Source organism: Roseateles sp. (assembly GCF_965262435.1).
Classification (GTDB): Bacteria; Pseudomonadota; Gammaproteobacteria; order Burkholderiales; family Burkholderiaceae_C; genus Paucibacter_A.
This window is the reverse complement of the sequence record NZ_OZ253537.1, coordinates 5,227,856-5,241,294: the sequence shown is the minus strand read 5'-3', so window position 1 is coordinate 5,241,294 and position 13,439 is coordinate 5,227,856. Positions and strand designations below refer to the sequence as shown.

The window sequence follows — 13,439 nt, the reverse complement described above, 5'->3', positions numbered from 1 at the left end:
TCCTTATTGGTGAACATAGTGGACCGGATCGGTGACTGGCAAGGGTCGGTTCAGCAGGCAGCCGGTGGTCGCGGTGGCGAACTGCGCTGCCGTCAGGCTGGACCGCATGTCGATCGCTTCCCCCAGTGTGTGTTGGCTGGAGGCAGCCGGGCGCTGGGTCAGCAACAGGCCGTGACGTTGAAACTCTGCCTGAACCTGGGTGCGCAACTCGACGCATTCTGGCTCACGCATGTCGCGCAGCAGATCCCATTTGTCCCAGACCTCACGCAAGTGCTGCTGGTACTGGGGCGGCCGGTAGGCCGATGCCACGGTCACCGTGCCACCCGCTGCCGCGGCTGCGGTTTGCACGCAGCTCAGCGCCGTTCGCATGCGCTGCGTCAAATTGGCGGTGTCCAAGGAGGCCCCGCCTTCAAATGAAATCGCCGTCGCATCGGTCAGCGGGGTCAGCGGCGGCACCGTGCAAGTGCTCAGCGTGAAGCCGATCAAGCGGCCCTGGGTCTGGTCGCCCCAGCCGTCATTGGTCACGGCGAAGACGAAGCGCACCCGCTGATTGCGCCATGGGTTCAGATTGATGGAGCGGGTGACCACCGGGCTTTCAAACAGCACGCCATAGGTCGAGCCTGGCTGCCCGAGGCGGGTGACGATGGGCACGTTTCCCGTCGGCGTTTCGACATGAATGTCATACCAGTCGTAGATACCGGCGTCATAGGTGGAGATGGCATAACCGAAGGCGGCCAGACCGCCATCGTTGACGTCGACGTCGATGCTGAAGACACGGCGGCCGCTGGGCTCCAGGCCAGGTGCTTGCGGGCCGTTGGGGCCGCCCGGGTAGGGTGTGTCCCAGCGGCTGATCAGCGCGCTGAGACCGTTGGCCGCCGTCGAACTGCTGATGTAGCCATTGCCGCTGTCTTGGGTGCTGGCGATGACGGCCGGCCGTGCCGGCGGCAGCTGGGCTTGGGCCAGCTGTCCGGGCAGGCACAGGGCCAGGGGCAGATAGCTCAGGGCCAGCAGTGGCCAGCGTGTGCGGAAAATCGGGTTCGTGCGGCTGGGCCTGTGGCCCTGCGGCACACTCGGGGACTTGCAATTCATGCCTTCTCCCTCTCGCTGGATGGCGTTGACAAGCAGACCCGGTACCAGCACCGAAGGCGCCAGACGCGCTCGCTGTGGCGAGCGCTCCGACGGCGGGTGGAACAGAGTGGACGCGATGCTAGCCCGCGCCGCACGAAAAAAACCATGCCCCCCTAACTGCGAAAGTGTACGTTCTTGTAACGGCCATGTTCGCGAGTGCTCACGCCCGTTTCAGCGGGAATTCACAAAGACAGCTTGAAATACCAGCGCACCGAATGGAAGAACACCGGTGCGGCGAAGCACAGCACCGCGATGCGGTCGAGCAGGCCGACCGCGCCGGTGATGGAGCTGCGGTTGCCCCAGTAGCGCACGCCGGCGTCGCGCTTCAGCGCCTTCATGACCAGGGTGCCGAAGCTGCCGGCACCGGCGGCGATGAAGGCCATGACCAGGGCCTGGCCGACCTTGAAGGGCGTGATCCAGTAGAGCAGGGCGCCGACCAAGGCGGCGGTCAGGGTGCCGATCCACCAGGCGCGCATCGAGAAACTGCGGCTGATGCGCCGCGCCACCGGGCGGCGGCGCAGGCGCCGGCTGGCCACCAGCTGGGCCAGCTGGCCGCAGCTGACCACCATCACCAGAAAGAACAGCAAGAAGGCGCCGCGGCCCCGGTAGCCGGGGAAGTCCAGCAGCAGCAGAGCCGGCGCATGGGACAGGCCGTAGACGCAGACCATGATGCCCCACTGGATTTTGGCGTTACGTTCGAGGAAGCGGGCCGGGTCGTCAGCCAGGGCGCTGACCACGGGGATGGCCAGGAAGGCGTAGACCGGAATCAGCACCGAGAACAGATCGAAATGCCGTCCGCCGGTCAGCACGTATTGCACGGGCAGGATGACAAAGAAGGCCAGGATCAAGCTGCGGTGGTCGGCGCGGCGGGTGTGCATCAGGGTGATGAACTCGCGCAAGGCCAGGAAGGACAGCACGCCGAACAGCAAGGTGGCGCCCAGCGGCCCCGAGATCCAGGCCGCCCAGAACAGGCAGGCGCCGCCCCAGAGGAAACCGAGCTCATGGCGCAAGCCGCGCCGGCGCGGTGCCAGGGTCAGCGGTGCGTCGCCCCAGAGGGTGGAGTCGAGGTGGCTGTCCGCCTCGCCCGGCCGGTCGTCGTCCTTGCTGAGGCCGCGGTGGCGGGCGCGCAGCTGCAGCATAAAACTGGCCAGGCTGAGCAGCATCAGGGCGCCGAACAAGATGATGAAGAGCAGGGCGACCTGGCCACTGCTGTCCAGGGACTTGAGCCATTGAATCGGATTCATCATGATGCGGCGCCGCCCCCTTCGCCACCGCCAGGGCGGCAGGCCAGCACCGCCGCGCGCGCACGCTCCAGGAAGGCGCGTTTGTCCTCGTCGGCCTTGAGCTGGATCGGCGCGCCAAAGGTGACGGTGCAGAGAATCGGCACCGGCACGATCTCGCCCTTGGGCATGACACGCTGGACGTTGTCGATCCAGGTCGGGATCAGGCGCACCTCGGGGAACTGTTCGGCCAGGTGGTAGAGCCCGGCCTTGAAGGCCTGGGGCTCGCCCTTGTTGGAGCGCGTGCCCTCGGGAAAGATCACCAGGGAGTCGCCGTTGCGCAGTGCCTCGACCAGGGGCTCCAGCGGGTCTTCATCGGGCGAGCTGCGGGTGCGCGAGACGTAAATGGCGTTGAACACCGCGCGGGTCAACCAGCCCTTGAGCGGGCTGCTGGTCCAGTAGTCACGCGCAGCGATGGGGCGGGTCTGGGCGCGCAGCTCGCGCGGCAGCGCGGCCCAGATCAGCACCCAATCGAAATGGCTTTGGTGGTTGGCGAAGTAGATGCGCTGCTCCGCCATGGGCGGGCAACCTTTCCAGTGACCTTGGGCGCCAGTGATCAAGCGCGCCAGCGAAGACAGGGCCAGACCGGCCGCGGAAGCAAGAGACATCCCGAGATGGTAGCCGCTGGCCGGCCTCGCCCGGACGGCGTCTCAGTGGCCGCGCAGCATCCAGTAGATCAGCAGCCCTGCAGTCAGCCCGCCTTGCGACCAGAGTGTCAGGCGCAGCAGGCGCTGTGCGCCTGCGGGCAAACGCGTCTTCAGAGAGGCCTGCAAGGAGAGACCCAGCACCAGGCAGACAGCCACCAACACAGCCCAGGCCATCCAGACAATGCCGATGCCCACGCAGCCAAAGCCTTCGCAGCGCAGTCGCCAGGTAAAGAACGCACTGCCGAACATCAGCAGGCTCAGCATCACGAACAGTGCCAGCAGCAGGCCCTGCAGGAGGCTCAGACGGTTTGGCTGATTCATGGCACTTCAGCGCTTCACCGCGCCAAAGGGGTCGCCCGCGCGCCAGGCCGGCAGGGCCTCCGCGTCGGCGACCGCGCGGCCCAGACGCAAGGTGTACTGCGCCTGTTCGCGCATGCCGGCGAGGTCCCAGCTCGGGTCGTACTGGTCGCTGGGCTGGTGGTAGCGCTTGCCGTAGGCGCGGCGCTTCTCGGCCACGGCCGGCGATTCATCGAGGTACTGGCCGCCGCTGCTGACCGAAAACGCCGGCACGCCGGCCTTGGCGAAGCTGAAGTGGTCGCTGCGGAAGTAATAACCGCCCACGTCGACGCGCGGCGGTGCGAGGCTCAAGCCCATCTGCCCGGCCACCTGGGCCGCCACCGCGCCCAGATCGCTGCGCTCGGCGCCATGGGCACCGATGTCACGCGTGCGGCCGACGAAGTTGAGGGTGTCGAGGTTGAGGTTGGCCGCCGTGCGCGCCAGGGGCCAGAGCGGCTGCTGCGTGTACCAGGCGCTGCCCAGCAGGCCCTGCTCTTCGGCGGCCACCCAGAGGAACATCTGGCTGCGCCGCGCCGGCTGGCGTACCGCAGCTTGCGCCATCGCCAGCAGGGCGGCGGTGCCCGAGGCGTTGTCCACCGCGCCGTTGAAGATCTGCTCCTGGCCATCGGTGCCGCGGATCTTGCCGAGGTGGTCCCAGTGGGCGGTGTAGATGACGAGTTCGTCCTTGAGCTTGGGGTCGCTGCCCGGCACCAGGCCGGCCACATTGAACTGCTCCAGGCGCCGCACGGCGGCATGAAGCTCGCCGCGCAGGCGCAGGCCCAGGGGCACGGGTTTGAACTCGCGGGTCTCGGCCTGGGCGCGCAGCGCATCCAGGTCCAGGCCGGCGGCCTGGAATAGCTGTTCGGCCGCCGGCGCACTGATCCAACCCTGCAGCGGCAGGCCCGGGCTGGCGCCGTCGAGCTGGAACTGCTCGCTGAAAGCGCCCTGGCTGACCACGCTCCAACTGCTCAGCGTCGAGGCCTCGGTGTGCAGCATCAGCACGCCCTTGGCGCCGCGGCGCAGGGCTTCTTCGTACTTGTAGCCGCGGCGGCCGTAGATCGTCATGGCCTTGCCGGCAAAGCGGCCGGGTTCCGCCTCGGTGGGATAAGGGTCGTTGGCCAGCACGATCAGCACCTTGCCGCGCAGGTCTAGGCCCTTGAAATCGTCCCAGCGTTCTTCGGGCGCGCTGATGCCGTAGCCGGCGAAGACCAGCTCGTCGGCCAAGGCATTGAGTGCTTGGCCATTGCCGCTGCCGTAGACCCAGTCGGCGCCGAATTTCAGCACTGGCGCTGTCGTCTTGCCGCCCTCAATCTGCATGTGGCTTTGCGCCTGCAGCGTGCGTGCGCCCAGCAGGCGCACAGCCTGTCGGTAGCCGCCGCCCGGCGCGGCCGGCTGCAGACCCAGCACTTTGGCTTGCGTCTCCAGATACGCCACGGTCAGCTCGCCGCCGCGCTGGCCGGTGCCGCGGCCTTCGAACAGGTCGGAAGACAGCAGGGCCAGGTGGGCGCGCAGGGCGCTTTCATCGACGCTGGCGGTTTGCGCCTTGGCGGGCAGGGCGCAGGCCAGGCTGAGCAGGAGCGAAAGGGTCAGGGCAGGAAGTTGCATAGCGAGGGCAGGGGAGCGTGCGGGTTGTGCACGCATTAAACCCCTGGCCTCCGACCCGTCCCAGCGGGCAAGCCCCTAGCGCCTGACTTGCGCGGCACGGCCTGCGCACAGGCCGCCGGCTGAGATCAGGCGCCGGGCGCCTCCAGCAGCCCGTTCTCGCGCACGCCCAGCCGCTTGGCCAGCCCCGCCGTCATGCGCGCCGCCTGGCTGTAGACCGTCATTTGCGGGTTGGCGCCGATGCTGGTCGGGAAGGTCGAGCCGTCGTGCACCGAGACATTGCGCAGCTGCCAGTGCTGGCCGTCGGGCCGAACCACGCCGCGTGCGGCATCGGCCGCCATGCCGCAGCCGCCCATCACATGGGCGCTGGCAAAGCCGGTGATGTAGGGCTTGTAGGGCAGGGCCTGGATCGCCGCCTTGGCCTCGGCCCAGCTGCGGTAGTCCTGCGCCAGCTCATGGACCGGGTGCACGCTTTTTGCACCGGCGGCGAACTGCACCTCGGCCATGGTCAGGTGGGCGCGGCGGGCACCTTCCAGCAGATAGCTGTTGACCGGGTAGTCCAGGGCCGGGCTGCCATCGCGACGCAGCTTGACGCTGCCGCCGATGGAGTCGGGGTGGAAGCCATCGCGCAGCAGGCCGATCAACACAGCGGTTTGCGGCAGGGCGCGAGCGCGCTCGGCCAGCGCGCTGCCGATGCCGCCCAGATTGGTCAGCACCAGGCCCGGGTGTACCGGCGCGGTTTCGAGCTTGTAGCCGATCACGCCGTCCATGGGTTGGGTGCTGAGGAAATGGTCGGAGTAGAGCGCCAAGGGCGCGCCGGCCCAGCCGTTCACCGCCTCGGGCATGACGCTGCTGCTGGCGACCGTGGGGTGCAAGAAGGTGCGCCGGCCCAGCAGATTGAAGGGGTCGGGTGCGTCCGAGCGCAGCAGCAGGGCGGGCGAGTTGATGGCGCCGCCGGCCACGACGAAATGCTTGGCGCGCACGCGCAGTGGCGCGCCGGCCGGGCTGCCGTCGGTCTGGATGGGCTGGCAGATCAGGGCCTCGGCCTCGCGCTCGTCGCTATTGCCCAGCTTGCTTTGCAGCTCAAAGCGCTCGGCCCGGGTCTGCACCAGCAAGGTGGCGCCCAGGTCCAGTGCGGCCGGGATGGTGGTGACCAGCATGGACTGCTTGGCATTGGTCGGGCAGCCCAGGCCGCAGGAGCCGAGGTTCCAGCAGCCTTTGACATTGCGATTGATGGTGGGCGCAGGAATACCGATCTTTTCCAGGCCGCGGCGCAGCACCTGGTTGTTGGCGTTCGGTTCCGCCAGCCAGGGCGAGATGTTCAGGCGCTTCTCGACCTGCTCGAACCAGGGCGTCATGGCGTCGAAACTCAGCGTGCTCAGGCCGAAGCGCTCGCCCCAGAAGGCCAGGGTTTCGGCCGGGGTGCGGAAGGAGCCGGCCCAGTTGACCGTGGTGCTGCCGCCCACGCAGCGGCCTTGCAGCACAGGAATGGCCTGGTCGGCTGTCTTGCGGCCGCCGCCCTCTTGGTAGAGCTGGGTGTAGGCGTCGGACTCGCGCTGGCGGAAGTCGCGGCTGGACTTGAGTGGGCCTTCTTCAATGATCAAGACCTTGAGGCCGGCGCGCGCCAGCATTTCGGCCGTGATGCCGGCGCCGGCACCGCTGCCGACGATGGCGACATCGCAGTCCAGGCTGGCGGGCAAGGCGCCGTGCGGGCCGCCCAGCACCTTCCAGCCACGCGCGAGTCCCTCGGCGATCGGATCGGGAATGCTGGCAATCGCGCCGGTGTTGCTGTTGCTGCTCATGTTCAACTCGTTCTCGGACCGGGGTAGCCGACCAGGGGCCAGCTGGCCGGGTCATTGAAGAAAACCAGGCAGTTCAGGTCGCGCAGGGCATGGAAGACCTGCTGGCGCAAGCCCAGGCCGGAGCGGCCCATGGATTGCAGCCGGGCCTGGACCTCGGCGGGCGAGGCTTCGGCCCAGGGGCTGCGCAAACCCATCAGGCCGATGCGGCCGGGCGCTGTGCCCAATAGGGTCAGCAGCTGGCCCAGCTCCGCACGCAGAGCCGGCGGGAAGCCGGCGATTTGGCGGTCGACTTGTTCCAGATGGCTGGTCAGGCGCGCTTCGCGGGCCGGGCCCTCGGGGGGCAAGAGATCGCCGCAGACGGCCAGGGTGATGGCCCGCATCAGCTGGCGTGCCGGCGCGCTCAAGCGGCCCTCGACCAGGCCGGGCTTGCTCAGCAAGGCAGTGCCGGCGCCGGCCACGGCGAGCAACACGGTGGCACCCAGGCCTAACTTCAAAAAGCGGCGGCGTTGCGGCAGGGCGGGGGAGGAAGCCGGTGTTGAACTCATGCAATTCTCTTCAGCAGGCCCAGCAGGCGATCAAAGGTCTTGCCGTAGGGCGGGAAAAACAAGCGCGTGCCGGCCCAGCGGGATTGGTGGAAGACCGGCTTCTCTTTGCTGAAGCTGCGGAAGCCGAACTCGCCGTGGTAAGCCCCCATGCCGCTGGCGCCGACGCCGCCGAAGGGCTGCTCCTCCTGGCCGAGATGCCAGATGCAGTCGTTGACGGTGACGCCGCCGGCTTGCGTCTGGCTCAGCACATGCTCGCGCATCGCGGCATCACGTCCGAACCAGTACAGGGCCAGGGGCTTGTCGTGGCGGTTGATATAGGCCAGGGCATGGTCCACCTCGACGTAGGGCACGATGGGCAGCAGGGGGCCGAAGATCTCCTCCTGCATCACCGTCATCTGTTCGTTCACGCCGAGCAGCAGATGGGGTACGAGGGCGCGGCCGCCGGGCTTTTCCTCATGGCTGGGGATCAGCTTGGCGCCCTTGGCGCGCGCATCGTCGAGCAGGCCGCGCAGGCGGGCCAGGTGGCGCGGCGTGGCGATGTGGGTGTAGTCCGGGTTGCCGCCCAGCTTGGGGTAGAGCCGGCGCATCGCCAGCTTGATCTCATGGACCAGGGGCTCGACCAGGTCCTTGGGCACCAGCAGGTAGTCGGGCGCCACGCAGGTCTGGCCGGCATTGAAGAGCTTGCCGTGGGCGATGCGGCTGGCGGTGAGCTTGAGGTCGCAGCTGCGATCCACCAGGGCCGGCGATTTGCCGCCCAGCTCCAGCGTCACCGGGGTCAGGTTTTGCGCGGCCGCCTGGGCGACCATGCGGCCGACCGGCGTGGAGCCCGTGAAGCACAGGTGATCAAAGGGCAGGGCGGTGAAGGCGCGCGCCAGTTCGGCGTCGCCGTTGAGCACCGCCATTTCCTCGGGCGCGAAGAACTCGGCCACCATGGCGGCCATCAGTTCGGCCGTGCGCGGGGTCAGCTCCGAGGGCTTGATCATCACCCGGTTGCCCGCGGCCAGGGCGCCCACGGCCGGGCCCAGGGCCAGGTAGTAGGGGTAGTTCCAGGGCGCGACCACGCCGACCACGCCCAGGGACTGGCGCATCAGCCGATTGCTGGCCGGCAGGAAGTGCAGGGCGGTCGGCTGGCGGCGCGGGCGCATCCAGTCGCGCAGATGCTTTTGCGCATGGCGGGCACCCGATTCGACCGTGAAGATGTCGGCCAGCAGGGTTTCCTGGCGGGCGCGGTGGCCGAAATCGGCCGAGATCGCCTTCACCAGAGCTTCGCTGTGTTTGGCCGTCATGCGGCGCACGCGCTCCAGCCGGTCCAGGCGGACCTCGCGGCTGGGCGCCATCTCCGCCCTGAATGCGGCGCGCTGCTGTTCCAGTACGAGATGCAGACGCTCTTGCAGCGTTTGATCCATTGAATGGTCTCCAGACGGTCTTGTGGTGTTTGCCACCAAGGCTAACCGCAAGAGCAGGACCTGCCTAGCGAATCAGCCCTTGGCTAGAGGATGGCGTCTAGTCGCCTGGAAGAGTGGCGGCTGCAAAAGCAAAACGGCCGGCCCGGCCTCATGAGGGACAGGGCCGGCCGCATGCGAGCTGACCGGGTGCAGAGTGCTGGAGGATCAGTGGCGGAAGTGGCGCACGCCCGTGAAGACCATGGCCAGGCCACGCTCGTTGGCGGCGGCGATCACCTCGTCGTCGCGCATCGAGCCACCCGGCTGGATGACGCAGGTGGCGCCGGCATCGGCCAGCACGTCCACGCCGTCGCGGAAGGGGAAGAAGGCGTCGCTGGCGACCACCGAGCCCTTCAGTTCCAGGCCGGCGTTGGCGGCCTTGATGGCGGCGATCTTGGTCGAGTCGACACGGCTCATCTGGCCGGCGCCCACGCCCAGGGTCATGCCGCCGCCGCAGAAGACGATGGCATTGCTCTTCACATACTGGGCCACGGTCCAGGCGAACATCAGGTCATCGAGCTGCTGGGCGCTGGGCTGCAGGGTGGTGACGATCTTCAGGTCTTCCTTCTTGAGGAAGTGGTTGTCGGCGCTTTGCAGCAGGATGCCGGAGCCGATGCGCTTGCTGTCGCCCAGATTGCGGCCTTGCAGCCACGGGGTGGCACCGCCTGGGGGCAGGTCGATCTGCAGCAGGCGCACATTGACCTTGGCCTTGAAGATCTCCAGCGCTTCGGCGCTGAAGCTCGGGGCCATCAGCACTTCGACGAATTGCTTGGATACGTGAGCGGCGGCCGCGCCGTCCACCTCGCGGTTGAAGGCGATGATGCCGCCGAAAGCGCTGGTCGGGTCGGTCTTCAGGGCCTTGGCATAGGCTTCGGCCGCGTTGGCGGCCACGGCCACGCCGCAGGGGTTGGCGTGCTTGACGATCACGCAAGCGGGCACATCGAAGCTCTTGACGCATTCCCAGGCGGCGTCGGAGTCGGCGATGTTGTTGTAGCTGAGTTCCTTGCCTTGCAGCTGCTTGGCGGTGACCAGGGAGCCAGGGGCGGGGTAGAGGTCGCGATAGAGCGCGGCGGTCTGGTGGCTGTTCTCGCCGTAGCGCAGGTCTTGCACCTTGATGAAGCTGCTGTTCATCTGGCCGGGGTACTCGGACAGAGTGCCTTCCTCGGTGCGTGCGCTCAGGTAATTGCTGATCGCAGCGTCATATTGAGCGATGCGGTTGAAGGCGGCAACGGAGGCGGCAAAGCGGGTCTTGTCGCTGGTCTTGCCCTCAGCCTTCAGCTCGGCCAAGACTTGGGCGTACTGGCCGGCGTCGGTCAGCACGGTGACGTCCTTCCAGTTCTTGGCTGCGCTGCGCACCATGGCCGGGCCGCCGATGTCGATGTTCTCGATCGCGTCTTCCAGCGTGCAACCGGGCTTGGCCACGGTGGCTTCAAAGGGGTAGAGGTTGACGGCCAGGATGTCGATCATGGTGATGCCGTGCTGAGCCGCGGCGGCCATGTGCTCGGGGAAGTCGCGGCGTGCCAGCAGGCCGCCGTGCACCTTGGGGTGCAGGGTCTTGACGCGGCCGTCCAGCATCTCGGGGAAGCCGGTGTGGTCGGCCACCTCGGTGACGGGCAGGCCGGCGTCGGCCAGCAGCTTGGCCGTGCCACCGGTGGACAGCAGGCGCACGTTCAGGGCGTGCAGCTCCTTGGCGAATTCGAGGATGCCGGTCTTGTCGGACACGGAGATCAGGGCTGTCAGTTGCGTCATGGCAGGTGCTCGTCGGGGAGTGTGGATTCGTGGCGTGTGCTGTGTGCGGCGCGGGCCGCCTTCACAGCATCTGGTGTTCGGTCAGCTTGCGGCGCAAGGTGTTGCGGTTGATGCCCAGCCATTCGGCCGCCTTGCTCTGGTTGCCCAGGGCTTTTTGCATCACCACCTCGAGCAGCGGCTTTTCCACCAGCTTGATCAGCATCTCGTGCATGGAATGCGGCTCCTCGCCTTCCAGGTCGCTGAAATAGGCTTGCAGGTTCTCGCGAACGCATTGGTCGATCGGGGTGGGCGTGGTGCTCATGCGGAGTGTCTCGGGGCTTGTTCTTCTGTGTCGGGGGCGTCGCTGTTGCAGGCGTCGGGGCGCGAGGGCGGCAGGCGTTCATATTGGTCGCCCAGCTCGGCGAACCATTGGCGCAGAGCGCTGACCTGGGCCTCGCAGCTCTCCAGCAGGTTCATGCACTGGCGGAACTCTTCGCCGCCGGGCAGGCCGCGCACGGCCCAGCCGATGTGCTTGCGCGCGCTGCGCATGCCGGCCAGGGCGCCGTAGAGGCTGTAGTGGTCGTGCAGGTGCTCAATCAGCCAGTCGCTGGCGTCCTGCACGCGCGGCGGCGGCAGCTCTTCGCCCGTGCGCAGGAAGTGATCGATCTCGGCAAAGATCCAGGGCCGGCCTTGGGCGGCGCGGCCGATCATCAGGGCATCGGCGCCGGTGCGCTCGAGCACGGCCTTGGCTTTTTGCGGCGAATCGATGTCGCCATTGGCCACCACCGGGATTTGCAGCGCGGCCTTGACCGCCGCCACCGTGTCGTACTCGGCCAGGCCTTTGTAGCCCTGCTCGCGGGTGCGGCCATGCACGGTGACCATGGCGATGCCGGCGTCCTGCGCGGCCAGGGCCAGGCGCTGGGCGTTCTTCTCGGTCTCGCACCATCCCGTGCGCATTTTCAGGGTGACCGGCACACCGTAGGGCGCGGCCGCCTCGACCACGGCAGCCATGATTTCGGTGGCCAGGGGCTCGTCCTGCATCAGGGCCGAGCCGGCCCATTTGGTGCAGACCTTTTTGGCCGGGCAGCCCATATTGATGTCGATGATTTGGGCGCCCCGCTCGATGTTGTAGCGGGCGGCCTCGGCCATCATGGGCGCGTCGGTGCCGGCGATCTGCACGGCGATGGGGCCGGCTTCACCGTCGTGGTTGGCGCGGCGCGAGGTTTTGAGGCTGTTCCACAAGTCCTTGCGCGAGGTCACCATCTCGCTGACCGCATAGCCCGCACCCAGGCGCCGGCACAGCTGGCGGAACGGCCGGTCGGTGACGCCGGCCATGGGCGCCACGAACAGTCGGTTGGGCAGGGAATGGGCGCCGAGGCGTAGCGTCGGCAGGGCGGCAGGCATGGAGGCGGGGCAGGTGGCGGAACAGCAGCGGGGGTGAGCGGTTTTTGGGGCGATCCATCTGCCCAAAAATGAGGCAGGATTATAACCGCCGCCTGCTTTTCCGGAACTGACGACCGTTCGCTATTTCGCTGCCTGGTTCTGTTGCCGCCAGCGCTGGATGTTCTTCTCCAGCAGCTCGGGCAGCAGACTGGCGCCGCCCAGCTTGTGCAAGGCACGGGCAATTCGCCCGCGCAGATCACCGGTGTTGCAGGGTGATTTGTGCGACAGCGTCAGGTGCAAGGCCTCATTGGCCACGGCCGGTGCAAGCATCTTGACATTGCTGATGTCGAGCTTGGCGAGGAAGGCCTGGCCCGGGCTGTCCTCGTAGATCAGGTAGTCGGCGCGCCCACGCTGCAGCATCTGGATGGCCTGCTCCAGGCTGGCCACCCGGCTGATCTTGAGCGACTGCTTGGCATAGCGGTCAAAGGCCTCGCCGAAGCTGTTGTTGATCACGGTCACGCCTTGCTGGCCGACCAGATCGCTCCAGCGTGAGTAGCTCAGTTGCGACTTGGCATCGACCCAGATCACCGAGCGGGTCTGGTGAAAGGCCGGGATGAAGTAGTCCATGTATTCGGTGCGGGCCTGCGTCCAGAAAGCCCCGGCGATCAGGTCGATACGGCCTGCCTTGGCTTCCTCTTGCACCCGACCCCAGGGGCCGACATAGCGCAGCTCGATGGCGATGCCCAGTTCCTGGGCCAGCAGCTGCATCAAGTCGGCATTGGCGCCGATCAGCCGGTTCTCGTCGGCCGGGTCACGCCAGAGGTAGGGCGGGTACTGCGGGTTGCCCGAGGCCACCAGCGCGCTGCAGCGGGCCTCGGCCGGCGCTGCGAAAGCCTCGCTGCTGCTCAGCAAGCTCAGTCCCGCCCAGAGCCCGACGCTCAGCCACAGCCGGCCCATGAGCCTGCGCCGCGTACCGGACTGGCTCAGGCTGCTGGAGGGGGTGGCTAAGGCGTGCATGCGGCCGTCAGGATAATGCTTTTGATGGAAGCCCATTTGGAAAACATGATTCACGGCCTGCTGGCACTGGCTGCGCTGCCGGCGGTGGGCCTGCCGGCGGTGTTCCTGATCGCCCTGGTCTCGGCCACCTTGCTGCCTCTGGGTTCGGAGCCGGCGGTGTTCCTGCTCGTCAAGGCCGACCCGGCCATGTTCTGGCCGGCGGTGCTGGTGGCCACCCTGGGCAACACAATAGGCGGTGCGATCAGCTGGTGGATGGGCCGCGGCGCCGAGCTGGCCTACGAGCGCAGCCTCAAGCATGCGCCGCCCAACCCGCGTGCCCTGGCCTGGCTGCAGCAGTTCGGTGCCAAGGCTTGCCTCCTGAGCTGGCTGCCGGCGGTCGGTGACCCGCTGTGCGCAGTGGCCGGCTGGCTGCGTTTGCCCTTCTGGCCCTGCGTGGCTTACATGGCTGTGGGTAAGTTCTTCCGCTATGTGCTGATGACGGCGGCCCTGATCTGGGTCTTTCCCGTTGCCGCGCCCTGACTTGGGGCAT

13 protein-coding genes are annotated in these 13,439 nt (G+C 67.5%); 1 reads left to right on the top strand and 12 read right to left on the bottom strand.

The window, feature by feature from the left end:
• Positions 1-3 precede the first annotated feature (3 nt).
• From ACQY39_RS22520 to ACQY39_RS22465, 12 genes are all read right to left on the bottom strand, one after another.
• A complete protein-coding gene (locus ACQY39_RS22520; protein WP_428510079.1) occupies positions 4-1,089 on the bottom strand; it encodes a D-alanyl-D-alanine carboxypeptidase family protein in 1,086 nt (361 codons plus the stop codon).
• 221 nt (positions 1,090-1,310) lie between these two features.
• Positions 1,311-2,372 carry a phosphatidate cytidylyltransferase gene (locus tag ACQY39_RS22515; protein WP_428510912.1) on the bottom strand — a complete coding sequence of 354 codons (1,062 nt, stop codon included), beginning with the start codon at positions 2,370-2,372 and terminating at the stop codon, positions 1,311-1,313.
• Positions 2,372-3,016 carry a lysophospholipid acyltransferase family protein gene (locus ACQY39_RS22510; RefSeq protein WP_428510077.1) on the bottom strand — a complete coding sequence of 215 codons (645 nt, stop codon included), beginning with the start codon at positions 3,014-3,016 and terminating at the stop codon, positions 2,372-2,374. Before ACQY39_RS22510 ends, ACQY39_RS22515 begins: the two co-directional genes overlap by 1 nt.
• Before the next feature lie 42 nt (positions 3,017-3,058).
• Complete coding sequence (locus ACQY39_RS22505) at positions 3,059-3,376, bottom strand: hypothetical protein (protein WP_428510075.1); 318 nt, start codon at positions 3,374-3,376, stop codon at positions 3,059-3,061.
• 6 nt (positions 3,377-3,382) lie between these two features.
• A complete protein-coding gene (locus ACQY39_RS22500) occupies positions 3,383-4,996 on the bottom strand; it encodes a M28 family peptidase (protein ID WP_428510073.1) in 1,614 nt (537 codons plus the stop codon).
• Positions 4,997-5,121: 125 nt separating this feature from the next.
• Positions 5,122-6,795 carry a GMC family oxidoreductase N-terminal domain-containing protein gene (locus ACQY39_RS22495; protein ID WP_428510071.1) on the bottom strand — a complete coding sequence of 558 codons (1,674 nt, stop codon included), beginning with the start codon at positions 6,793-6,795 and terminating at the stop codon, positions 5,122-5,124.
• Positions 6,796-6,797: 2 nt separating this feature from the next.
• Positions 6,798-7,340 (bottom strand): hypothetical protein, encoded by a 543-nt coding sequence (locus ACQY39_RS22490; RefSeq protein WP_428510069.1) that lies wholly within the window; start codon positions 7,338-7,340, stop codon positions 6,798-6,800.
• Positions 7,337-8,746, bottom strand: coding sequence for a coniferyl aldehyde dehydrogenase (locus ACQY39_RS22485; protein ID WP_428510067.1), 1,410 nt, complete (start codon positions 8,744-8,746; stop codon positions 7,337-7,339). The genes ACQY39_RS22490 and ACQY39_RS22485 overlap by 4 nt, the downstream gene beginning before the upstream one ends.
• Positions 8,747-8,950: 204 nt before the next feature.
• On the bottom strand, positions 8,951-10,531 hold the full coding sequence (gene purH / locus ACQY39_RS22480) for a bifunctional phosphoribosylaminoimidazolecarboxamide formyltransferase/IMP cyclohydrolase (RefSeq protein WP_428510065.1): 1,581 nt from the start codon (positions 10,529-10,531) through the stop codon (positions 8,951-8,953).
• A 61-nt stretch (positions 10,532-10,592) separates the two neighbouring features.
• Positions 10,593-10,832: a helix-turn-helix domain-containing protein gene (locus tag ACQY39_RS22475; protein WP_263518744.1), complete on the bottom strand. Its 240-nt coding sequence runs from the start codon at positions 10,830-10,832 to the stop codon at positions 10,593-10,595.
• The gene (gene dusB, locus ACQY39_RS22470; protein WP_428510063.1) at positions 10,829-11,914 is read right to left on the bottom strand and encodes a tRNA dihydrouridine synthase DusB; all 1,086 of its coding nucleotides are present in this window, start codon (positions 11,912-11,914) and stop codon (positions 10,829-10,831) included. The genes ACQY39_RS22475 and dusB overlap by 4 nt, the downstream gene beginning before the upstream one ends.
• Before the next feature lie 120 nt (positions 11,915-12,034).
• Complete coding sequence (locus tag ACQY39_RS22465; protein ID WP_428510061.1) at positions 12,035-12,910, bottom strand: substrate-binding periplasmic protein; 876 nt, start codon at positions 12,908-12,910, stop codon at positions 12,035-12,037.
• A gap of 24 nt (positions 12,911-12,934) precedes the next feature.
• Between ACQY39_RS22465 and ACQY39_RS22460 the strand changes: the two genes are divergently transcribed.
• On the top strand, positions 12,935-13,429 hold the full coding sequence (locus tag ACQY39_RS22460; RefSeq protein WP_428510059.1) for a YqaA family protein: 495 nt from the start codon (positions 12,935-12,937) through the stop codon (positions 13,427-13,429).
• Positions 13,430-13,439: the final 10 nt, after the last annotated feature.